Raw genomic sequence first — 22,253 nt, forward strand, 5'->3', positions numbered from 1 at the left:
GCATTTACTTATTGAATAATGGGAAACTGCATTTAACAGACTCCATTCTTGATCTTGAAGTTCTGGGATATGCCAGATTTTGATTTTCAAATACTTACTCACAGCTGTTCAAAACGTTTGGTTTGATTTTGTTTTCAATAGGATGAAATTAGAATAGGTATAAATATTATTAAAACATTTTCTTAGGGACTTTTATTAAATACTCTGTTTGTCAATCCATTAAAAGCAAAATGATTAAATGAGTTAGTTTTAAATAATTATTAAATGAAATCAACAACAAAAAAATTTGAAATCTCACGTCGCACTGCAATCCAATCGGTTTTAGGCGTTGCAGGGATGGGGATTATGTCATTACCTGAATCTTCCTATGCATTTGGCGCCGGAAATAAAGTACAGCCATCCGTAATGGAGCAAATTAAAGGTAACGGAGAAGTTAAAATCACCAAACTTGAAACTTTTTTGGTAAAGCCACGCTGGATTTTTCTAAAAATTCATACTGATTCAGGAGTATTTGGCCTGGGTGAACCTTTGCTAGAAGGTCGTGCACTGACAATTCAAACAGCTATAAAAGAGATAGAGCCATATTTAATTGGAAAAGACCCCAGAAATGTTGTGCACCATTGGCAGGCAATATACAGGCATGCATTCTATCGTGGTGGTCCAATTCTAACTAGTGCTTTAAGTGGAATTGATCAGGCCTTGTGGGATATCAAGGGAAAGCTTTTGAATGTTCCGGTCTATGAATTATTGGGTGGTCCCACACGTGACCGGGTTAGGGTATATGGACGTGCAAGTACCCCAGAGCAAATGAAACAGCAAAAGGCTGCAGGCTTTACTGTGATTAAAACGGGTGTTGCAAAAAAAGCTCATGCAAATATTGTCGAAAACCCAAGATTTATTAAATACGCTATAGATAATTTTGCTTCTCTAAGAGACGCTGGCGGTGATGATATGGACATAGGAATAGATTTTCATGGCAGTATTTCTCCTCAAACGGCGAAAATTCTGATTAAAGAACTGGAAGTTTACCAGCCTATGTTTATTGAAGAGCCTTGCCAATGTCAGAACGTAGATACCATGGTTGACATTGCCAGGGGAACCCATATTCCAATAGCAACAGGAGAAAGAATTTTTACAAAATGGGGTTTTCGGGAAATACTTGAAAAGGGAGCTGCCAGTATTATTCAACCAGATCTTTGTCATGCAGGAGGTATTACCGAGGGCAGGATTATAGCAGGTATGGCAGAGGCTTATTATGTTCCAATTGCACCTCATAATCCAATGGGGCCTATATCCTTAGCTGTGGGCTTACAATTAGCTGCTAGCATTCCTAATTTTTTGGTACAGGAACAAGTTTCATTAGGTGAGGGATATTTAAAAAATCCTTTTAAATTACAAAAGGATGGGACTGTTTTAGTTCCAAAAGGACCAGGATTAGGAATTGAATTGGATGAAGCCTTAATGGCTGATAAAATAGGTCATGATTGGAAAAATCCGGAAACATATAATCCTCTTGATGGCTCAGTAGTAGACTGGTAAATCGCATTATTAACAGGATACCTTTTGGGATATGCTCTGAGGCGTCGGATAATTTGTGCGATTTATATACTAAATTATCTGCTCAGAGCTAATTCTATGCCGGTATGCGTCACAGGTGTGTTGCTGTCATATTGCTAACCTGGTCTATCCCTGAAAAGCGTATGTCAGAACTAAATTATTTTTTTATTATCCACACCTGTGCAAAAGGTTTGATTTGATTGTGGTCTCAATAAGGTGAAATTAGATTATGCGTAAATCATTAAGTAAAATATTTTTCCTGGGGCTTCTATTAACTACTCTGTTTGTCACTTCCTGTAAAAGCAAAAAGATCATAACTGATGCTTCAAAATCAAAAGCGATATCTTCAGGAAGTATAAAGGAGCGTTATGCATACCTCTTAAATGTAAAGGAAAAGGAGCTTGATAATGAGAAACTATATCGTTTTATTGATAGCTGGATAGGAGTACCTCACCGTTCAGGTGGAATGGATAGAAAGGGTGTGGATTGCTCAGGATTTACTTTCCTGCTCGAAAAGGAGGTTTATGACAAAGATTTGCCCCGTACCGCCCGTACCATGGCAGATAAAGTGAAGCGAAAATATGAGCAGGATCTGGAGGAGGGTGATCTGGTTTTCTTTGATTTCGATGGTCAAAAGTTCAGTCATGTTGGGGTTTATCTTCACAATAATAAATTTGTTCATGCTTCTACCTCGAAAGGGGTAATAATCAGTGATTTAAAAGATCCATGGTATTATAAATACTTTACAAGGGCAGGAAGTGTCAAACCATAAGCTCAATTCTTTTATTGATTATCTGTTTTAATCAGTAATTTTGATTAATAATAATCCCTGACATATTTATGAGCACAGAAAAAGGCGACTATACATTCTGGAAGAAATATAAGCGCTTTGCTACTACAGAGATTCTGATGTACCTGATAATGGTTCTGGGTATTCTGGCAGGCATCATAATCTTTAGTTAAACACATGAAATTAAACCTCAAACGTCCGCTTGCCTTTTTTGATCTTGAAACAACCGGCGTAAATGTTGCTTCCGACCGCATTGTTGAAATTTCCATTCTTAAGGCAATGCCTGACGGAACCGAAGATGTAAAAACTCTGCGTATTAATCCTGGAATTCCTATTCCTCTTGAGTCGTCACTGATTCATGGCATTTATGATGAGGATATCCGTCATGAGCGTACATTTAAGCAGGCTGGAGAGGAACTGGCCCGTTTTCTGGATGATTGCGACCTTGCAGGTTATAATTCCAACCGCTTTGATATTCCAGTATTAATGGAGGAGTTTTTACGTGCCGGTATTGATTTTGACATTGAAAACAGGCACTTTGTTGATGTCCAGAATATATTTCATCAAATGGAGCAGCGTACTTTAAAGGCCGCTTATCAGTTCTATTGTGGTAAGGATATTGAAAATGCACATTCAGCCGAAGCAGATATAAAAGCAACCTATGAAGTTCTGAAAGCCCAGATCGCAAGGTATGAAAATCAAAGCTGGGAGGATAAAAAGGGAGTAGTTTCAAAACCGGTTCAAAACAATATCGAAGCACTTCATGCATTCACAAATCTGAACAAACCGGTAGATTTCGCTGCCAGAATGGTTTATAATGAAGATGGGGTGGAGGTAATTAATTTTGGGAAGCATAAAGGCCGGCCTGTTGAAGATGTATTTCAATCAGAACCAAGTTACTATAACTGGATGATGAATGGCGATTTTCCATTGTATACCAAGCGTTGCCTCGAAAAAATTTGGAACCGTTTTAATGCAAAAAAAGAACAGTTAAGAACTGACCGGCAGACTTCAGCGGCGGCCCCAAAGGCCGAACAGATTACTCCCAAAAATCCTAAAGAAGAAGCTAAACCAATCACAAATGATCATTTGGAGCAGTTGAAGATGAAATTCGGGAAATAGGGAATAGGGAATAGTAACAGGTATCAGCTACTCCAAAGGGTAATACGCCGTTCTGATCATTCCTTCATCGCTAAGCAGGGGATGCAGACTTTGTGATTCAAGTATAGCACGAACTGTAGATTTCTTTCCATTAAGCCATAACTTGTTCTGAATAAGTCGTATGCCGTGGCTGTAATCCACATGATCTGTTGTATGTCCGTTATGAAGTGGTTGAATGGCTTTGCCATCGGGTTTATGCCAGCCATAAATTGTAACTCTGAGTTGATTTTTGGTATTGAAAATCATATTTGAGATTACAACATCTTTCTTATTTCCGGCTACCAGACTTCCCAATGGATATTGCCTGATAGATTGTTCCCTTTGCTGATGCACCATCCTTGTATGCCTTTCAAATACCGGAACAGTGATCATTGCTTTGGATGGAGGAATTGGCTGGGGCATCATTTTTACCTTTGCAGTATAGTAAATTCTGTCGGAGATCTTTCTTGTTGGCAGGCTGCAGTCGAGTAAATCTGCAACTTTCTGAGCTAACTGAGGGCGCATTGGACAATAAAAATAATCAGAATCAGAGCCAATCGCCAGATAATCAGGCAGAACATAATACCTGATCGTTTGTAATTGTCCCATAATCATTGCTGTATCCCTGATTACCGCTAGTTTTCTGTAAAAATGGGGAATATTACCGGATTGGATCTCATTAAAGATAATTTCTTCCCGTTTCTCAAGACTTAAGGAGCTATCCCTGATACTCTTTGAGAATTCAGAGCCACTTAATGCATTAGCTGCACGCTTTTTTAATTTCAGATGCTGTGAATGGCAGTCAACAACTAAAATGGAAAAAAACAAGAGCAGGACATATTTCATATCATAAATCTAAGCAAAGCCTCACCTCTTATCCAAACCATTCAGATTTGTCATATACGATTCACTTACAGGGATTTGAATGTCATTTATATGGACCTGATGCCTTTCGATCCTGTTTATTGCAGCAACTGCGGCCATATAAGAGCGATGGATTCTGATAAATTTATTCTTTGGCAGGATCACCTCAAGTTCGGCGAAGGTCATCCGCGAAAGCAGGCTTTTATTTTTAAGGACAAAGTTAACATAGTTTCCTGCTGCTTCAAGATAGAGTATGTCGTCAAAATGTACTTTTTCCTGCTCGTAGCCTGTTTTAAGAAAAATGAAATCAGCGCTGCCACTTTTATTTCTCAATTGGAACAGTTCATAAGCTTTATTACATCCTTTAACAAAACGGCTCAATGAAAAAGGCTTAAGCAGGTAATCGATTGCATCCAGTTCAAAGCTGGTAACCGCGTGTTCAGAATATGCGGTTGTGAAAATTACCATTGGCTTTTTATTAAGACTGTTCATGAAATCGATACCAGAAATATCGGGCATTTTAATATCCAGAAATATCAGGTCAATATTTTCCTTCTGAATATACTCCATAGCTTTAAAAGCATCGGTAAATTCGGCTTTCAGGTTCAGAAAGGGTACTTTTGAAGCATGACTACGCACTACTTCAAGTGCTAATGGTTCATCGTCAAGTGCAATGGCATTCATGGTATAAATGTATCATTAAAAAGAGTTTTTTCATTGATACTGCTGATTCCTGATTCCAATGAAATATGATTTTTCAGGAAATGACCAATGCTTTTTCGATTTAGCCATTCATCCAATAAATGACAGTTGCTTTCTGTTATAGTATGTTTTTTATTAGGCTGATAATCAGCTACTTTGTAATTTTTTGCTTTGTTGATTTCCTCTGAATAAGGTTCATCGCATAAACTTTCGCCGCAGGCATTGAATATGATGCTAATTAGTAATATGCACAATAAACTTTTCATTTTTTACTGAATTAGTCCAGTTGAATAGTCAGGTGAACAAAAAATTCTTTGCCGCTTTCGCGGATAGATAGCTCATGCTTACCCGGATATAAAAGTCTTAGCCTTTGCTGCACATTATTCAGACCTATGCCATTATTGTCCTTTTCAGGATCATTCAGAGATTTAGGATGAATGCTGTTAGAAATATCGAAATAGAGGGTCTTTTCTTTACAAACCAGACTGATACGAATGTTTGAGGGCTCTTTCAGACTTATGCCATGTTTAAATGCATTTTCAATGAATGGGATGAGCAGCATGGGTGCAATCTGCAGTATACCAGTATGCTCTTCGATTTCTGTATGAATCTGAATATCAGGTGATGACTGGGTACGCAGTGTCTGAAGTCCGATATAATTATTCAGGTATTCTATTTCCCTTGTCAGAGAAATTTTCTCCTGGAGGTTTTCCCTCAGCATAAAGCGCATCATATCACCAAGTTTCTGAATACCTTCAGAAGTTCGTTCTGCATTTTCCTGAAGTGCAGTGCCATAGAGGGTATTCAACACATTAAACAGGAAATGAGGATTGATCTGGGAACGAAGGAAGTTTAGGTCGGCTGTTGAACGCCCTAATGCGGTCTGTAGTCCTTTAATTTCATAATCTACCGTTGTTCTGTGTTTGTAAACATACCAGGTCAGAGGTGCTGTAAATAAAAGTTGAAATCCAATATTAAATAATGAAGCAACAAAAGCTATTTCACTATCATGACGCGGAATCAAAAACAGAAGTATTGTGAACAGGGGTATAGTGCTAAGTAAAACTAACAGAAAAATTTTCTTCAGGTAAGTTTTAAATGGCCTGGATTTCTTATAGATTTCCGGTAATACGGCATACATAGAATAGCAGTATAAAAATATTCCTGCGAGAGAACATGTTCCGACAATCATCACCACATCTGCATCACTCTGACCAATCAATAAAAGGAAAAGTGCAATCATCCAGAAGATGAATGCAAATATTCCGTCGCGGGTAATCACCCTGTATTTTGATTGGATCAGATCTGAATTTTCGAGCAGGTAGATTGCAAGGAACTTTATGATATTATATAGCGCGAACATCATCAATAGCCAGAAAGAATAGATGGCTGCTTCCTGAAAGAGCTTTGAATAAAGCTCATCTTCTGAATATTTATCGAAAAGATATCCCTGGGTCCAGGTATCGGTAATGCCAAGTACCACACTTATCAGGTAAAATATAATCAATGTGAAGATAACATTGAGCGTGATGTTTTCTTTTCTGCTGAGGGGTGGTATGATTACAAATGTAAGCAGGCAATAGCTGGAATAAAAGCTAATATATCTGCATAACATTGGTAAAAAATGGTTGTTGAAGTATGAATAATGCTGATGAGCCTCATCGAATTCATACTTTCCAGGCTCCCAGTTATTGTTTATAGCTCCTGAAACAAGAAAGAATATGGAGAATACAAACATAGTAGTTGCAGCCCAGAATTCTATTCTGTTAATATCTGAAGGGTTTTTTATAAAATTTTTCATGTTTTTCTTAAGTTTACTATTGTGCAGAATTGTTAGAAACATCATCATTTCTGATGCCTCGTGTATTCTTTTTTATAGCTGATTTCAATTTTCCAAAACGGTAGTTAAGGCTTGTATTGAATGATCTGTAAAAGTTTTGAAAATTACTGGTCTGGAAGAAATCCGGCCCAAAAGATTCACGAATATTTGTCCTGTATTTTCTGAAAGGATTGTTTGCCGCTGCGGAAAAGGACAGTTTATCTTTAATAAGGTCCTTATTGATACTGAATGAACTTCCAATATAAGAATTACTTGTTCCCTGTAATGATAAATTTGGTCCATTCACATTAACACTTGCATTCAGGCGCCAGCCTTTTTCAAAACGGTAAGAACCTGATGATGAGAAATTATACATAAATCCTTCATTTTTTACAAGGGTGTTATTTACAATGCCCTGTACCCGTCCATGTGCCAGGCCGCCATTAAAGCTGAAATTCAACTTTTTTGTAAAGGGGTAGTTTAGGTTAAGATTAGCTGTGAAAAGTCTTGCCCTGCCCGTATTATCATAAGAATTGTAGGTGATGAACGTAATCGGATCAAAAACTGAAACCGGCATAATCAAATCCTCAAAGCCCTGGTATCCCAATAAGAAATTAAAGGATCCCTTTTTAGATTTACTGTAACCTAAGGAAAGATTGCTTCCGATTGTAGGATGTAAATCAGGGTTTCCTGTTGATTCAAAGTTTGGATTTGAGCGGTCTACAAAAGGATTCAACTGATAAATGCCGGGACGTTGGATTCGTTGTGAAAATGCCAGATTTAAATTACTCATATCTTTAAATTTCCTGTTCAGGCTTAATGATGGTATTAAATTAAGATATTCCTGCCTGACCTGTGTCTGCCCGGAGATAAAGTCTGCATCAATTACTGTGCGTTCGAGTCGGAAACCACCTTTAAGACCCCAGTTTTTTAAATTATACTGATAGGTATTATAGGCACCGAGAACCTCTTGAGTGTTATCAAATACATTGGTTTTTAAGGGATCTGTCTCATACTGACCTGTGTTTTCATCTAAGTATCTGAACCGGAAGTCGCTATCGTTTTTTCTTTGGATACCCTTTATTCCAGCCTCAATTGTCAGTTTTTTTACCGGTTGAATATAATCTATCTGGAAAGTTTGTTCGGCAGTCCCTCCGTTATTGAATTGATTGTAGTCAGGTAAATTATAATGAACAGGATTGGTAGTTAAAAGCTCATTATTTTGCTGATTGCGGTAAGAATAGATCCGGTATGAAAATGTGAGAAGCTGTTGTTTATTTTTTTTGAAACCAAGCTGATAATTTAAAGCGGCGTCCATACCATGCCCATTGCCCTCATTATTTCCATCAAGATTATAACTTTGAATTACATCAGTTTGCCCATTTAGTAAAGACTGCTGATAGTTTCTGTTTTCGTTAGAGTTTCCATTTATATTCAACTGCCCGGATATCAGGTTCAAACTATCAATCTCAAAACTTAATTCACTGCCAAAATATCCATTCCGGCTATTTGTTTCCCTGCTGTTGATCTGCGAAAGATTGGTATTACTATTCCCAGTGCTTGTTCTTGAAATGGTATTGGATATCAATGGAGTTTGGGAAGTACTGGCACCTCCATAAGCTGAAATCCCAAGTTTTCCCTGTTTAAACGTTGCAGAACCACCAGTTCCAGGGCCACCTGCAGGAAATCTGTGACTCATATTTACGGAGCCATTATAACCGTTGTCTACCTTTTTATTGGTTATGATGTTAATGATTCCTGCAATTCCTTCGGCATCATATTTTGCGGGTGGGTTTGTAATAACTTCTATGTTCTGGATACTTGAAGCAGGCATGCTTTTTAAAATATCCCTGGCATTTCTTTCCATCATGCTGGAGGGCTTTCCATTAATCAGGATTTTATAGTTTGCGTCACCTTTAAGCATGATATTATCATCACCATCAACAGAAATTAGCGGAACTTTTCTCATTATTTCCATCACATTGCTGGTTTTGCTTTCAGGATCAGCCTGAAGATCGTATGAGATCCGGTCGACTTCCTGTTTTATTATAGGTTTATCGGCCAGAACGATTACTTCTTTTAGCTGATTCGTTTTTGTGCTCATCAGGATCATGCCCAGGTCCATGGTTTTATCCCCTTCATTGATTCCCAGTTTTATTGTTTTTACCTGATATCCGACAGATATCAGAGTCAGTAAATAATTTCCTGACTTAATGCCAGAAATGAGAAATGTTCCGTCAGACTTGCTCAGCGTAGATTTTATTGGGATATTTTTATCTGTTTTTAATCCTATTGTTATATAATCAAGGGGCTCCCTAGTAATCGAATCTGCAGTGATCCCCTTTACAGCAAAAATTGCTTCTGAACCTGTTTGCGCTTTAAGGCAGACACTCAGACAACAAAGGAGTAACAGAAAGTATAGTTTCATTGTTTTCAAATTTTGATGGAATCTTATTCCGTTGATAAATAATTCTGAATTATGAAACAATGATACAGCAGCCGGAACCTTCGTGCTAATAAATGTGACGGGATGGAGGATAAATGTGATGAATTGGCTTATGTTCCAATTTTTTTGACAGGAATAAGTCTTAAAGTGGTTTCAGGAAATTAATATTCCGTTTTAATCCGCTATACTTTGTTCTTTTAACTGCAGAGTTTTTGAATACTTTGTCAAAAGTTTCTTTGGTAAGCTCATGCCATTCTGCCTGTTTAAGTCCGAGAAGGTCTTTATGCGGACTGAAATCATGCTCAGTATTTAGTACAGAAAACTTATTCCAGGGGCAAACATCCTGACAAATATCACATCCGAACATCCAGTTTTCCATTTTTTTACTGAATTCCTTAGGTAATTCACTTTTAAGCTCGATAGTCAGGTAAGAGATACAGCGGCTTCCATCGACCAGGTATGGGGCTACAATTGCTTCAGTAGGACATGCATCTATGCAACGGGTACATGTCCCGCAATGATCCTTTGTTGGAATTACATCGTATTCGAGATCAAGATCAGTAATTAATTCGGCCAGAAAGAAAAATGAGCCAGTATTCTTATTGATCAGGTTACTATGTTTTCCAACCCAGCCAATTCCTGCTTTTTTTGCCCAAACTTTATCCAGAACAGGTGCTGAATCTACAAATGCCCTGCCGTTTACTTCACCAATATTAGCTCTGATAGCTTCCATCAGGAGTTTTAGCTTATCTTTTATCACAAAGTGATAATCTTTGCCATAAGCGTATTTACTGATTTTCGGTGCACTTGAATCTTCCTGCTGTTGATCAGTAAAGTAATTCAGGGAAAGGGAAATAACTGAACGGGCACCATCTACAAGCTTTCGCGGATCCAGGCGCTTATCAAAATGGTTCTCCATATAACTCATTTCGCCGTTGTACCCACTTTTTAGCCAGTTTTCAAGTCTTGGGGCCTCTTCTTCCAGAAATCCGGCTTTAGAAATGCCACAAAATTGAAATCCCAGTTTAAGGGCTTCAGTTTTTATGAATTTTGAGTATTGCGAACTACTGACCATTATTTAGTTCAAAGATAGGAATAAGAATACGTGCTTCCTGGTTCAGAATCGACATATGGCTCTAATAATAGCGATAGTTGACTTTATGGTATAGCATTTGCATTATGGTGTTAAATTAATCATAAATTATGAAAACACATTTTCTAAAACTATCAGCACTGGCACTCAGCTTAATTGTTACTGCCGGAGCAAATGCTCAGGAGAAACCTGAGAGTCCTAAGCTGTTCGCTCCTTCATCAGCATTCAATACATGGTCTTTTGGCATTAGTGGTGGAATACTTGCACCAACTTTAATGACCGGACAGAACGATTTTACAAAATGGAAAGCTGATCTTGGTTATGGCGCAACGTTGAAAAATCAAATTTTACCTGCATTAGGTATTCAAGCCGATTTTGTAGCCGGAAAGCTTAAAGCAGATAATAGTAGAAATTGGGGGAATGGACTGCCACCTGTAAGTCCGTTTGCCTCTTATGAAACCAAATTAGCTTATGCCGCCAGTTTAAGTGCGAATTTGACCCTTGCTAATATTTACTGGATGAATCGTGTAAATGTCATCAGGCCTTACATGACTGCCGGTTATGGTTTTATGGGTTATAAAGTAACTCAAATAGATAATGCCGGAATTGAAACCAAATTTAGAGCTGGTGAAAGTGTTAAGGAAACATATATGCCGGTAGGACTTGGAATTAAATTCGGTATTTCCAATTCTATTAACCTTGATTTGGGATATACCATGAATTTTGTTGATGCTGATAACCTGGATGGATACTATGCAGGGATGCAAAACGATAAATTCTCTTATTCACATATCGGACTTGAATTTAATTTAGGAAGCAAATCAAAAACTCCATTGTCAAGCTATAACCCGGTTGCCGCATTACAGGATGATTATATCACCAGGAATGCAGCACTTCAGGCAAGTCTTGATGCTGACAGAGCTAAACATGCAGCGCATATGGAAGAAATGAATAAAGAAAGAATGCGCTTTTTGAATGATAGCGATAAGGATGGTGTTTCTGATTACTTTGATAAATGCCCGAACACACCGGCAGGAATACAGGTTGATGGTGCAGGTTGTGAAATTAAAGTAACCACAACTGTAGTGAATCCTGTTCGTGTTGTAGTAACAGAAGAAGACAGAAAAGTTGTTGCTGAAGCTATTCGTAATCTTGAATTTGATTTTGGTAAATCAACCCTGCGTTCAAGTTCTTATCCAAGTTTAAACAGAGTTGCAGACTTATTAAAATCGAAAGATTTCAGTCTTAAATTAGCTGGTCATACAGATAATGTAGGCAGTGATGCTGCAAATATGAAATTGTCTAAAGACCGTGCTGAATCTGTTAAATCATACCTGGTAAGTCAGGGAGCCAGTTCTTCACGTATTGAAGCAATAGGTTATGGTGAAAGTCAGCCAATCTCAACTAATAAAACTGCGAAAGGTCGTCAGGATAACAGAAGAGTAGAATTTACTTTATACTAGAATCAATTATAATCCTAAAAAAGGGGCTGTCCATTCGGATCAGCCCTTTTTTTATTTGATTGTTTTGTTGAAAAGTTCTAATGTCCTTCCCCATGCAAGCTTTGCAGCATCAGCATTATAGCGTTCACCACCGGTATCATTATTGAAGGCATGCTGAACTCCATCATATATAAAAATCTGATAATCAACGCCTGATGCTTTTAATGCGGCTTCATAAGCCGGAATTCCTGCATTTACACGTTCATCCATTCCTGCATAATGCAGCATTAATTTTGCCTTTATTTTTGGAACATCTGCTGCATCTGGTTGTCCGCCGTAATAAGCAACAGCTGCATTCAGAGATGCAGAATTTACCGCAAGGAAATTGGCCATTCTGCCACCCCAGCAGAATCCTACACAAGCAGTTTTACCATTACTTTCTTTTCTGGATTTAAGATAGTCCAGTGCGTTCAGGAAATTATTCAGGTTTTTTGATGCATCTATCTTACTGAACATTCCCCTGGCCTCATCGGTGTTTGCAGGTGTTCCGCCGAAAGGGGATAGGGCATCCGGCGCAAGAGCGATAAATCCTGCTTTAGCTACTCGACGTGTTATATCTTTTATATGAGGGTTTAAGCCACGATTTTCATGTATTACTACTACGCTTCCAAATTTCCCCCTGCCTTTAGGACGGGCAAGATAAGCCTTCATAGTACAATCATCACCGGGATAGGAAATATCTTCAAGTATCAGGTCTTCATCCTGCTCAGAAACAGTTTCTGCATTTGCATAGCCCACCTCAAGTACAGAAAGTGCTGTCATAGCCATTGCAGCACTCCCCGTAAGTTTTACAAGGCGGCTCATAAACAACTTGCGGCTCAGGGGTTTATGAGTGTATTCGTCGTAAAGATTAATGATTTTCTGATCCATATTGATTTATTTATTCTTAAATATAAATCAATAAACGTATCAAAACAAGGTGTTGCTGCCTCCTGTTTTTATCCTGCCCAAATGTTTATAGGCTGCCTCTGTGCATTCCCTGCCTCTTGAGGTACGCATGATATAACCTTCCTGGATCAGAAAAGGCTCATATACTTCCTCAATAGTTCCTTCTTCTTCACCAACCGCAGTAGCAATGGTTTTAAGACCAACAGGTCCACCTTTGAACTTATCGATAATAGTGAGCAGGATCTTATTATCCATTTCATCAAGGCCATGCTCATCCACATTCAGAGCATTCAGGGCATATTTTGCAATGTCAGTATCGATATTTCCTGTACCCTTTATTTGTGCGAAATCTCTGGTACGGCGTAATAAGGCATTGGCGATACGGGGTGTACCGCGGCTTCTGCGGGCAATTTCATAAGATCCTTCATCAGAAATTTCTGTTTTGAGAATCTGTGCGGAGCGCTGTACAATAGTAGTTAATAATTTGGCATCATAGTACTCTAAACGGCTGTTAATGCCAAAGCGGGCACGTAAGGGTGCTGTAAGAAGGCCTGAGCGGGTAGTAGCACCAACCAAAGTAAAGGGATTTAATGAAATCTGAACCGAGCGGGCATTGGGGCCGGTTTCGAGCATGATATCGATCTTGAAATCTTCCATGGCCGAATAGAGGTATTCTTCTACGAGCGGACTTAAACGGTGGATTTCATCAATAAACAGGATATCGCCTTCTTCAAGATTGGTTAATAATCCGGCGAGATCGCCCGGTTTATCGAGAACAGGTCCGGAGGTGATGCGGATATTAACCCCCATTTCATTAGCAATGATATGAGACAGGGTAGTTTTTCCTAATCCGGGCGGGCCATGCAGCAATACATGATCCAGAGCTTCACCACGTTGTTTGGCCGCCTGCACGAACACACGAAGGTTTGCCAGAATTTTATGCTGACCTGTGAAATCCTCAAAGACCTGGGGACGCAGAACTTTCTCGATCTCCCGTTCTACAGGTGATAGGTTCTCTTCTCCGGGGTCAAGATGTTCATTCATAGGTTCTGATTATTTATTAGAGTTCTGATGGAATGATTAATATGTAGTAAATATAAATCTTATGTGCTTAATTTCTTAATTTTCAGGTTAAGGCCAGATTATTTATACTTCCTGAAAAAGCTGTTTAATTTGATCTGAATCACGCCTAAAAAGGCTTCCCGGAATATCTTCGTACTCATCTTAGACGTGCCTTCAGTACGATCGGTAAAAATAATCGGGACTTCTACGACATTAAAACCATATTTGATTGCAGTGAATTTCATTTCAATCTGGAAGGCGTAGCCGATAAACTTGATTTTATCCAGAGGAATGGTTGCAAGCACCACACGACGGTAGCATTTAAATCCTGCGGTTGCATCCTGAATATCGATTCTTGTGACCAGCCTGACGTACACAGAGGCAAAATAGGACATGAGTACTCTGCTCATTGGCCAATTTACTACATTCACCCCTCTGATATACCTTGAACCGATTGCCAGGTCGGCCCCTTCAATACATGCAGTTTTTAAACGGATCAGGTCTTCCGGATTGTGCGAAAAATCTGCATCCATTTCAAAAATATACTCGTAATTACGTTCAAGGGCCCATTTAAAGCCGTGAATATAAGCAGTTCCAAGTCCGAGTTTGCCAGACCGCTCTTCTATATGAATCATGCCCTCGTATTCTTCCTGCAGACTTTTAACAATTTCAGCAGTACCATCGGGAGATCCGTCGTCAACAACCAGAATATGAAATACATCAGGCAGTGAAAATACCTTTCGGATGATATTTTCAATATTTTCCTTCTCGTTATAGGTGGGAATTATGACGATGCTGTCTGATAACACGAATACAGATTTGATTTGCGAATATACTGCTTTAAACGAAGAGAGAGATATTTCTGTATCTCTCTCTTCATTTAATTCTTGTAATGGAACTCTATTCTGCTTTAGCTGTGGCCATCGTTTCCTTAGAAAAGTCTTCAGCTCCATGAGCAAGTCTTTTTAATGGCTTAAGAATGGCGATTACAATACCTCCTATAAGTGTGCAGAAAATTGCAATTCCGGTAAATATTTCGAGTTCTCCGGCAGTTTGCGACCATACACCAACCCATCCGGCTACATAATTTCCAAGTCCGGTTGCTGCGAAAAATACTCCCATCATGATTGAGGCATATTTCATAGGCGCTAGTTTGGTGATAAAGGATAAAGCAACTGGGGATGCACTAAGTTCACCGATTGTGTGAAACATGTATGCGAGAACCAGCCAGTACATCGCAGAAGCGCCATCATTTTGATATTGAATTGAAGCTGCTGACATGAATAAAAATCCCCATCCCATGATGATCACTCCAATTGCGATTTTGAAGATGGAGGAAGCTTCCTTACCATTTCTTTTGCGGTTAAACCAGAATGCTGCTATTGGAATGCCCAGAGTAATTATAAAAAATGAGTTTACAGACTGAAACCAGGTTGCCGGGACTGTCCAGTCCAGGAATTCGATCATACGATTGGTTTTCTCTGAGGCATACAGGTTCATTAATCCACCAGCCTGTTCAAATGCACCCCAGAATACGATAATCATCAAAAATGAAAGTAACATCACCTTCACCCGATCTTTTTCAATACTGGTAAGTGGTTTTGAGATAATTGCTTGGTCAGCAGCAGATAATGCTTTAGTTGATTCACCAACTCCCTTAAGATCCTTATGGCCTAACATAAATATAATCAGTCCCAAAGCCATTCCTAATCCTGCAAGTCCGAATCCATAATGCCAGCCCATAGTTTCACCAACATATCCAATAATGATACCTGCTAAAAAGGCTCCGGTATTTATTCCAATATAGAAAATCGTAAATCCCTTGTCACGTCGGTCATCACCTTTTGGGTAAAGTCCACCAACCATGGTCGAAATATTAGGTTTTAAACATCCTACACCGGCAATGATAAGCCCTAATCCTATGTAAAATGTTATTAATGACTGGAATGCGAGGATACTGTGGCCTGCTACCAGCAGCAATCCACCAAGGATTACTGCCTTTTTCTGTCCGATCAATTTATCTGCCAGGATTCCCCCCGGGATTGAGGATAAATAGACAAGGAAAGTATAAATACCGTACAGCTTTAAGGCCTCACTACTGGTCCATCCAAATCCGGGGTTCTCACCATTTACTGATGAAACAAGAAACAGTACGAGCAAGGCTCTCATTCCATAAAAACTGAACCTTTCCCACATTTCGGTAAGAAAAAGTATATATAACCCTCTTGGGTGTCCAAAAAGCTGTTTTTGCTGTATTTCCATACGTTTTAATAAAATAATTGACTGTTTAGAATTTATAATTGGGTAAGGTCTTACTCTTTAATTGGTTAAAAAGGAGTAAAAAGTTCAATTATAATTAAAATTTACTAAAATTGCCGACTTATATTATTTGTTAATAATTATAAATCCCCTCCGATGGTTGAAAAAACTTCATTGATTACGAATGATGCAGTTGTTTTAGGAATTCTTATGAGTATTCTGGGATTTGTTTTTTGGTCTTCCCAGAGCAAGAATATTATCTTTAAAAAGCTATATACATTTGTCCCGCCAATCCTGTTATGTTATTTTCTTCCCGGTTTATTAAACTCAACCGGAGTGATATCTGGTTCTGAATCAGCTCTTTATACGGTAGCTTCGAGATATCTTCTTCCAGCCAGTTTGGTCTTATTTACTCTGAGCCTGGATTTAAGGGAAATTTGGAAATTAAGGAAGAAGGCGGGTTTGATGTTCATTTGTGGATCAATCAGTATAATTATAGGTGGTCCAATCGCTGTGTATTTAGTTTCTTTATTTTCCCCGGATGTTGTAGGTGGTGAAGGCCAGGATGCAGTATGGAGAGGCTTAAGCACACTTGCTGGAGCATGGATTGGGGGAGGACCCAATCAGGCCGCAATGTTCGAGGTTTTTAAACCAAGCGCTGACGTTTTTTCAGCTATGGTTGCCCTGGATGTGTTTGTTGGCTATGTTTGGATGGCACTCCTGCTTTTCGCAGCAGGAAAAAACACTGAGATTAATAAATTTTTAAAAGCTGAAGATCAGTCAGTTACGGATATAAAAGAAAAAATTGAGACTTATCAGTTAAGTATAATGAAAATTCCTAAGATGGAAGATCTCATTAAGATTCTGGCTGTTGGATTTGGAATAACAGGAATTGCACATTTCGGAGCTGATATTATCGCACCATGGATAACTAATAATGCCCCTCAGTTGAGTACTTTGAGCCTGACCTCCGGATTTTTCTGGATAATTATCATTGCAACAACATTGGGTATGCTGCTTTCATTTACGAAAGTCAGAAACCTTGAAGGAGTTGGATCTTCCCGTGTGGCAAGTGTTTTTTTATATGTTCTGATTGCTTCTATAGGAATGCAAATGAACATTATGGCAATTTTTAAGAATCCCGGATTATTGCTTGTTGGCTTAATATGGATGTCAGTTCACGCCCTGGTATTAATCCTGATCGCAAAGCTTACAAAGACTCCATTTTTCTTTCTGGCTGTTGGAAGTATGGCAAATGTTGGGGGACCGGCTTCAGCACCAGTTGTGGCCGGTGCCTTTCATCCTTCATTAGCACCTATTGGCGTTTTATTAGCTGTTTTCGGTTATGTAGTTGGGACTTATGGAGCCTATATTTCAGGATTGATGATGCAGGCGGTTTCGCCTTAATTAATCGTTATCAGTATCTGTTGTCAGAGGATCACTCTCCATTCCCTATTTCCCTCTCCCTCAATTCCCTTTCATCTTCTTTGGGTCATTGAAATTATCATCCTGATCTGTTGGTGTATTTTTGAGTTCCAGATCCTGTACAAATTTCCATCTGCCATTTACAAGCCGGTAACCATCGTATGAGAAATCAGGGCCATAAAGTTCAAATCTTCCCTTTAATTTGGGATCAGGTGGGGCGAGATGGTCGAAAACCACTGTACTTATTGATGGTTCGTAGTTTAGTACCATCGATGCTCGACGGTCATACTCAAAGATTGCCCGTTTTTTAAATGGCTGCTCTTTGTCTCCGTCGAATACAGACATCCCGAAATAGGCTTTGCCATCCCTGAAATACAGGATTTCTATTACTTTTTTAGTTGACTTTACTGTATTGCCCTTCCAGCCAAGTAATACATAATAAGGAGTTTGAACATTATTCAGAACTGATATAATGCGGTAATACTGAGCACCATACCACTTGTCAGGTGTAGTGACAGTATCAGCGATGTTCTTTATAGCAGGGGTGTAATCAACAAGCGGAAACATTTGTAACTTACCATCAGGGTTATTCATTTGTATGGTGCCATAATAACGGTAGCTGCCATCGTTATTCATCACATGCCAGCTAAAGATTCTGAATCTTTTGTCGGGTGATGACTGAATTGAAATTGTCTTTAGCGAATCGAAAGAAAAATTGAAAGAATAGGGTGTTTTTAACGTATTAACTAAGGTTTTAATGAATTTGTAGTTGGCATTATAGCGTTCAGGTTCAATGCTGTCATTGATCATTTTATAACTTAAAATCTGCAGACTATCCTGAAGATTTAACATAGTCTGCTTGTTTTTATTACTGTCAGAATGCTGAGCTTCAGCATTTCCAGAAGTAAATATTAACAATCCGAAAATTATAAAAAGATGTCTCATTGTTTTCTATTGCATATTTTCGATTATGATTGCACTTGCTCCACCACCTCCGTTACAGATGCCGGCAACACCAATCTTTCCGTTATTCTGTTGAAGAACATTCAGCAAAGTGACTACAATCCGGGCACCCGATGCACCGAGAGGATGTCCCATTGAAACGGCACCCCCATTTACGTTAACTTTGGCCGGATCAAGTTGAAGAATTCGGTTATTTGCTACTGAAACTACTGAAAATGCTTCATTGATCTCGTAAAAATCTACCTCTGAAGCTCTGATCCCGGCACGATCCAGCGCTTTTGGAATTGCTTTAGATGGGGTTGTTGTAAACCATTCGGGTGCCTGCTGGGCATCTGCATAGGATATGATCCTGGCCAAAGGCTTAAGCCCCAATTCATCGGCCTTTGCTTTACTCATGAGTACCAGAGCTGCCGCACCATCGTTTAAAGTGGAAGCGTTTGCAGCTGTTACGGTACCATCCTTCTTAAAAACAGGTTTCAGCGAAGGGATTTTTTCGAATTTAACGGCATTAATCTCTTCATCATGCTCAATCATGCTTATTTCCCCTTTTCGGTCTTTTATTTCGACGGGTACGATCTCATTTTTAAATTTACCGCTTGCCTCTGCTGATTGTGATCGTTTATAGGATTCTATTGCAAATGCATCCTGATCTTCACGACTGATATTACATTCTGCAGCGCAAAGTTCTGCTGCAGAACCCATGTGATAATCATTGTAAACATCCCATAAGCCGTCCTTTACAAGTCCGTCAATGATCTGTCCATTGCCCAGACGATAGCCATTTCTTGCCTTATCCAGATAATAAGGTACATTGCTCATGCTTTCCATCCCACCAGCAACAACAATCTCATTCTCTCCCAATGCAATACTCTGTGCAGCAATCATAATTGCCTTGGTTCCTGAAGCGCATACTTTGTTGATCGTGGTGGCTGGAATATCAGGTAAGCCTGCAAATTTTGCTGCCTGGGTAGCAGGGGCCTGTCCCAGATTGGCCGATAAAACATTTCCCATAAATACTTCCTGCACCTGATCAGCTTTGATACCAGCATGTTCAACCGCAGCTTTGATTGCGGCAGCACCCAGGGCGCTTGCCGAAAGGCTTGAAAGCGAGCCTCCAAAACTTCCAATAGGAGTTCTTACCGCAGAGATGATATATACTTCATTCATTTTTATCTTGTTTTGGTTAGATGGCGCAAGTTAAGAAATTAAGGTCAACACAGAATGATTGCACCATTATTGATAATGTTCAGATTCTTATTTCCAATTTATTTAAATCCAGTTGATTTTAAGGATCATTTATTATTCTTCTAGTGTTAAGTGATCATTAGTTTTTGCTATGGGCTACGGGCTGTGAGCCATCAAATTTGAGTAATACTCATTATTAGTGATATACAGAGCTGATTGCCCATAGCTGATTGCTCAATCCCATCAACGTCATTTCATTTTTAACATAACACCAGAATAAATTTAACGTAATGATCGTATGAATGTTTTGCTTAGTCATTTTGAATAGAGATATTTAACAAATGAAAAGATCTTTTTATCCCGGACACATATTTGCAATCCTTTTATTGTTAATGATAGCAAGCTGCTCATCGAAATCTTATACATTTTTTCAAATGGCAGATACCCAATTTGGTTTTTTTAATGCCAATAAGGAATTCAGCAGGGAAACTGTAAACATGGAAAAGGCAATAGCTGCGTCAAACCGCTTAAAACCTGCTTTTGTTGTAATCTGCGGTGATTTGGTTAACAAGCCTGGAGATCTTGCACAGATAGCAGAATATAAAAGGATTGCGTCTAAGTTAGATCCCTCTATTAAATTATATAGCGTTTCAGGCAATCATGATGTCGAAAATGTTCCAACACCTGCGAGCCTGGAACTGTATAAGCAGTATTTTGGTGAGGACCGTTATACTTTCCGTTCCGGTAATATGCTTGGAATAATAATTAATTCTTCATTGATCAAAGACCCCTCACTGGCGCCTGCCGAAGCCGCAGCACAGGAAAACTGGTTGAGAACTAATTTAGAAATAGCAAAAAAATCAGGAGCAAAGAACATCATGGTATTTATGCATCATTCATTGTTCCTGAAAGACCAAAATGAACCGGATGAGTATTTCAATATTAATACAGAGCGTCGCAAAATGTATCTTGAATTATTTAAACAATATGGTGTAAAACAGGTTTTTGCGGGCCACTATCATCGTAATTCGTATGGAAAAGCTGGTGATTTGGAAATGATTACTACAGGGCCTGTTGGAAGACCACTGGGAACTGACAGTTCAGGATTCAGGATTGTAAATGTAAAGGGGAATATTGTTGACCATCATTATTATGCGCTCGACTCGCTTCCGGAAAAACTCCGTTTTCAAAAAAAATAATTTTTCTATCGTTTGTTTAATGAAATGTCTGATTGAGGCAACATTTTTGCAGAGTACTTACTCCTGACTTAATACTTTTCTTATTTTGGCATAATAGGAGCGTATTAGATTTACATTTTTTAACCCAGTCTTGAAATGATCTTAGATACTTACCATATTTTAATTGTTTTATGTATCGTAACGATCATATCTTATATTTTCAATATCATTTCAGACCGTTTGAAAGTCCCATCTGTAATATTGTTAATTGTTTGTGGGATGATTTTGAAAGTCGTCGGAGACCAATATCAAATGAACTTTCTGGTTCCAAGGACAGTTCTCGAGTTACTGGGAGTTATTGGATTAATAATGATAGTTCTGGAAGGTGCTCTTGACCTTAAAATTACTCCGGATAAAAAGAAGTTGATAATCAGGTCATTATTAAGTGCAGTATCTGTTCTGTTTATTACAACAATTGCGATAGCTGATATTTTACATTTTGCCTTTGAAATTCCATTTAAACAGGCATTGCCATATTCTGTTGCGATGGGTGTAATCAGCAGTGCGATTGCAATTCCAAGTGTCAATAATCTGAGTGCAGATAAGAGGGAATTTATCATTTATGAATCAACTTTTTCTGATATTCTGGGAATTATGCTGTTTAATTATGTGATTTCAGATAAGCTGTTATCCCTTAATACGGGCCTTGTATTTGTTTGGAATCTGGTTTTAATATGCCTCGTTTCTATAATTTGCACAGTTTTGATTCTGATTTTATTAAAATATTTGAAAGGACACATCAAGGTCTTTCTTATTCTTTCTATTCTGATATTAGTTTATTCACTATCCAAGCAATGGCATTTGCCCTCCCTGTTTTTTATTCTGGTATTTGGTCTGGTTTTAAATAATGCAGAACCCTTTCTTAAGGGCTGGATTACAGGATTTCTGAATCCAGGAAAATTAAACAGTGTGAATCGCGAACTAAAAGGGATGACTGCTGAACTTGCATTTCTTATCCGCACTTTCTTTTTTTTATTGTTTGGCTATAGTATAGATATTTCATTAATAATTTCAGTGCCTGTAATTATCACCGGCAGCATTATTATTATGGTGATTTTGCTGATACGCTATGTATTTCTGCGCTATATCTCAAAGACGAATGTTTTTCCGGAGCTATTCATCGCTCCAAGAGGTTTGATCACTATTATTTTATTTTACAGTATTCCTGTTGAGTTAATGAGTGATAAATTTAATGAAGGTGTCCTGTCTTTTGTGATTTTGATTTCGGGCCTCATCATGATGTTTGGAATTCTCTTTTCAAAACAAAAATTCAAAGTGGAAAATGAACTGCAGGCTTATTAGTTATCAATGCCTCCGGAA

20 protein-coding genes are annotated in these 22,253 nt (G+C 38.6%); 8 read left to right on the forward strand and 12 right to left on the reverse strand.

Translation table 11 applies throughout. The annotated features are described in order from the left end of the window. Positions 1-405: 405 nt before the first annotated feature. The 4 genes from dgoD to VGE44_RS09900 all read left to right on the forward strand — a co-directional run bounded on the left by dgoD (position 406) and on the right by VGE44_RS09900 (position 3,469). Complete coding sequence (dgoD, locus tag VGE44_RS09885; RefSeq protein WP_349256857.1) at positions 406-1,539, forward strand: galactonate dehydratase; 1,134 nt, start codon at positions 406-408, stop codon at positions 1,537-1,539. Between the two features lie 247 nt (positions 1,540-1,786). Next, positions 1,787-2,329: a C40 family peptidase gene (locus VGE44_RS09890; RefSeq protein ID WP_331078490.1), complete on the forward strand. Its 543-nt coding sequence runs from the start codon at positions 1,787-1,789 to the stop codon at positions 2,327-2,329. A gap of 68 nt (positions 2,330-2,397) precedes the next feature. Further along, on the forward strand, positions 2,398-2,520 hold the full coding sequence (locus tag VGE44_RS09895) for a hypothetical protein (protein WP_324484059.1): 123 nt from the start codon (positions 2,398-2,400) through the stop codon (positions 2,518-2,520). Positions 2,521-2,524: 4 nt separating this feature from the next. Beyond that, the gene (locus VGE44_RS09900) at positions 2,525-3,469 is read left to right on the forward strand and encodes an exonuclease domain-containing protein (RefSeq protein ID WP_331078492.1); all 945 of its coding nucleotides are present in this window, start codon (positions 2,525-2,527) and stop codon (positions 3,467-3,469) included. A gap of 27 nt (positions 3,470-3,496) precedes the next feature. Here VGE44_RS09900 and VGE44_RS09905 read toward each other — a convergent pair whose 3' ends face one another. The 6 genes from VGE44_RS09905 to queG all read right to left on the reverse strand — a co-directional run bounded on the left by VGE44_RS09905 (position 3,497) and on the right by queG (position 10,393). Then, positions 3,497-4,333, reverse strand: a complete 837-nt coding sequence (locus VGE44_RS09905; protein WP_331078494.1) for a hypothetical protein — start codon at positions 4,331-4,333, stop codon at positions 3,497-3,499. Positions 4,334-4,354: 21 nt separating this feature from the next. Beyond that, complete coding sequence (locus VGE44_RS09910; RefSeq protein ID WP_331078496.1) at positions 4,355-5,035, reverse strand: LytTR family DNA-binding domain-containing protein; 681 nt, start codon at positions 5,033-5,035, stop codon at positions 4,355-4,357. Then, on the reverse strand, positions 5,032-5,319 hold the full coding sequence (locus VGE44_RS09915; RefSeq protein WP_331078498.1) for a hypothetical protein: 288 nt from the start codon (positions 5,317-5,319) through the stop codon (positions 5,032-5,034). Before VGE44_RS09915 ends, VGE44_RS09910 begins: the two co-directional genes overlap by 4 nt. An 11-nt stretch (positions 5,320-5,330) precedes the next feature. Then, positions 5,331-6,854, reverse strand: coding sequence for a sensor histidine kinase (locus VGE44_RS09920; RefSeq protein ID WP_331078500.1), 1,524 nt, complete (start codon positions 6,852-6,854; stop codon positions 5,331-5,333). Positions 6,855-6,870: 16 nt separating this feature from the next. Next, complete coding sequence (locus tag VGE44_RS09925; RefSeq protein ID WP_331078502.1) at positions 6,871-9,300, reverse strand: outer membrane beta-barrel protein; 2,430 nt, start codon at positions 9,298-9,300, stop codon at positions 6,871-6,873. A 160-nt stretch (positions 9,301-9,460) separates the two neighbouring features. Beyond that, on the reverse strand, positions 9,461-10,393 hold the full coding sequence (queG, locus tag VGE44_RS09930; protein WP_331078504.1) for a tRNA epoxyqueuosine(34) reductase QueG: 933 nt from the start codon (positions 10,391-10,393) through the stop codon (positions 9,461-9,463). 128 nt (positions 10,394-10,521) lie between these two features. Here queG and VGE44_RS09935 point away from each other — a divergent pair, with 128 nt between their 5' ends. Beyond that, the gene (locus tag VGE44_RS09935; RefSeq protein ID WP_331078506.1) at positions 10,522-11,874 is read left to right on the forward strand and encodes an OmpA family protein; all 1,353 of its coding nucleotides are present in this window, start codon (positions 10,522-10,524) and stop codon (positions 11,872-11,874) included. Positions 11,875-11,925: 51 nt separating this feature from the next. Here the strand turns inward: VGE44_RS09935 and VGE44_RS09940 are convergent, their stop codons facing one another. The 4 genes from VGE44_RS09940 to VGE44_RS09955 form a co-directional block, all read right to left on the reverse strand. Then, positions 11,926-12,783, reverse strand: a complete 858-nt coding sequence (locus VGE44_RS09940; RefSeq protein WP_331078508.1) for a dienelactone hydrolase family protein — start codon at positions 12,781-12,783, stop codon at positions 11,926-11,928. 39 nt (positions 12,784-12,822) lie between these two features. Beyond that, positions 12,823-13,845 (reverse strand): Holliday junction branch migration DNA helicase RuvB, encoded by a 1,023-nt coding sequence (ruvB, locus tag VGE44_RS09945; RefSeq protein ID WP_305364613.1) that lies wholly within the window; start codon positions 13,843-13,845, stop codon positions 12,823-12,825. 98 nt (positions 13,846-13,943) lie between these two features. Beyond that, the gene (locus tag VGE44_RS09950; protein WP_331078510.1) at positions 13,944-14,816 is read right to left on the reverse strand and encodes a polyprenol monophosphomannose synthase; all 873 of its coding nucleotides are present in this window, start codon (positions 14,814-14,816) and stop codon (positions 13,944-13,946) included. Further along, complete coding sequence (locus VGE44_RS09955) at positions 14,764-16,125, reverse strand: peptide MFS transporter (protein WP_331078512.1); 1,362 nt, start codon at positions 16,123-16,125, stop codon at positions 14,764-14,766. The genes VGE44_RS09950 and VGE44_RS09955 overlap by 53 nt, the downstream gene beginning before the upstream one ends. Before the next feature lie 153 nt (positions 16,126-16,278). On the opposite strand from VGE44_RS09955, the gene VGE44_RS09960 reads away from it, so the two are divergent. Beyond that, on the forward strand, positions 16,279-17,529 hold the full coding sequence (locus VGE44_RS09960) for a DUF819 domain-containing protein (protein ID WP_331078514.1): 1,251 nt from the start codon (positions 16,279-16,281) through the stop codon (positions 17,527-17,529). Positions 17,530-17,589: 60 nt separating this feature from the next. Here the strand turns inward: VGE44_RS09960 and VGE44_RS09965 are convergent, their stop codons facing one another. Both VGE44_RS09965 and VGE44_RS09970 read right to left on the reverse strand, forming a co-directional pair. Further along, entirely contained in the window at positions 17,590-18,492 is a 903-nt protein-coding gene (locus tag VGE44_RS09965) for a hypothetical protein (RefSeq protein WP_331078516.1), read from the reverse strand. Between the two features lie 6 nt (positions 18,493-18,498). Further along, a complete protein-coding gene (locus VGE44_RS09970; RefSeq protein ID WP_331078518.1) occupies positions 18,499-19,677 on the reverse strand; it encodes an acetyl-CoA C-acyltransferase in 1,179 nt (392 codons plus the stop codon). 452 nt (positions 19,678-20,129) lie between these two features. Here VGE44_RS09970 and VGE44_RS09975 point away from each other — a divergent pair, with 452 nt between their 5' ends. Beyond that, the gene (locus tag VGE44_RS09975) at positions 20,130-20,894 is read left to right on the forward strand and encodes a metallophosphoesterase (RefSeq protein ID WP_331078520.1); all 765 of its coding nucleotides are present in this window, start codon (positions 20,130-20,132) and stop codon (positions 20,892-20,894) included. A 135-nt stretch (positions 20,895-21,029) separates the two neighbouring features. Beyond that, entirely contained in the window at positions 21,030-22,235 is a 1,206-nt protein-coding gene (locus VGE44_RS09980; RefSeq protein ID WP_331078522.1) for a cation:proton antiporter, read from the forward strand. The last annotated feature ends 18 nt before the right edge of the window (positions 22,236-22,253 follow it).

Origin of the sequence: Daejeonella sp. (genome assembly GCF_036405355.1) — a bacterium.
Lineage (GTDB): Bacteria > Bacteroidota > Bacteroidia > Sphingobacteriales > Sphingobacteriaceae > Daejeonella.

What these genes read in the sequence shown, in the direction of transcription:
- dgoD (WP_349256857.1), top strand. Translation starts at nt 406, where the DNA reads ATGGAGCAAATTAAAGGTAACGGAGAAGTTAAAATCACCAAACTTGAA.
- VGE44_RS09890 (WP_331078490.1), top strand. Translation starts at nt 1,787, where the DNA reads ATGCGTAAATCATTAAGTAAAATATTTTTCCTGGGGCTTCTATTAACT.
- VGE44_RS09895 (WP_324484059.1), top strand. Translation starts at nt 2,398, where the DNA reads ATGAGCACAGAAAAAGGCGACTATACATTCTGGAAGAAATATAAGCGC.
- VGE44_RS09900 (WP_331078492.1), top strand. Translation starts at nt 2,525, where the DNA reads ATGAAATTAAACCTCAAACGTCCGCTTGCCTTTTTTGATCTTGAAACA.
- VGE44_RS09905 (WP_331078494.1), bottom strand. Translation starts at nt 4,333, where the DNA reads ATGAAATATGTCCTGCTCTTGTTTTTTTCCATTTTAGTTGTTGACTGC.
- VGE44_RS09910 (WP_331078496.1), bottom strand. Translation starts at nt 5,035, where the DNA reads ATGAATGCCATTGCACTTGACGATGAACCATTAGCACTTGAAGTAGTG.
- VGE44_RS09915 (WP_331078498.1), bottom strand. Translation starts at nt 5,319, where the DNA reads ATGAAAAGTTTATTGTGCATATTACTAATTAGCATCATATTCAATGCC.
- VGE44_RS09920 (WP_331078500.1), bottom strand. Translation starts at nt 6,854, where the DNA reads ATGAAAAATTTTATAAAAAACCCTTCAGATATTAACAGAATAGAATTC.
- VGE44_RS09925 (WP_331078502.1), bottom strand. Translation starts at nt 9,300, where the DNA reads ATGAAACTATACTTTCTGTTACTCCTTTGTTGTCTGAGTGTCTGCCTT.
- queG (WP_331078504.1), bottom strand. Translation starts at nt 10,393, where the DNA reads ATGGTCAGTAGTTCGCAATACTCAAAATTCATAAAAACTGAAGCCCTT.
- VGE44_RS09935 (WP_331078506.1), top strand. Translation starts at nt 10,522, where the DNA reads ATGAAAACACATTTTCTAAAACTATCAGCACTGGCACTCAGCTTAATT.
- VGE44_RS09940 (WP_331078508.1), bottom strand. Translation starts at nt 12,783, where the DNA reads ATGGATCAGAAAATCATTAATCTTTACGACGAATACACTCATAAACCC.
- ruvB (WP_305364613.1), bottom strand. Translation starts at nt 13,845, where the DNA reads ATGAATGAACATCTTGACCCCGGAGAAGAGAACCTATCACCTGTAGAA.
- VGE44_RS09950 (WP_331078510.1), bottom strand. Translation starts at nt 14,816, where the DNA reads ATGGAGCTGAAGACTTTTCTAAGGAAACGATGGCCACAGCTAAAGCAG.
- VGE44_RS09955 (WP_331078512.1), bottom strand. Translation starts at nt 16,125, where the DNA reads ATGGAAATACAGCAAAAACAGCTTTTTGGACACCCAAGAGGGTTATAT.
- VGE44_RS09960 (WP_331078514.1), top strand. Translation starts at nt 16,279, where the DNA reads ATGGTTGAAAAAACTTCATTGATTACGAATGATGCAGTTGTTTTAGGA.
- VGE44_RS09965 (WP_331078516.1), bottom strand. Translation starts at nt 18,492, where the DNA reads ATGAGACATCTTTTTATAATTTTCGGATTGTTAATATTTACTTCTGGA.
- VGE44_RS09970 (WP_331078518.1), bottom strand. Translation starts at nt 19,677, where the DNA reads ATGAATGAAGTATATATCATCTCTGCGGTAAGAACTCCTATTGGAAGT.
- VGE44_RS09975 (WP_331078520.1), top strand. Translation starts at nt 20,130, where the DNA reads ATGGCAGATACCCAATTTGGTTTTTTTAATGCCAATAAGGAATTCAGC.
- VGE44_RS09980 (WP_331078522.1), top strand. Translation starts at nt 21,030, where the DNA reads ATGATCTTAGATACTTACCATATTTTAATTGTTTTATGTATCGTAACG.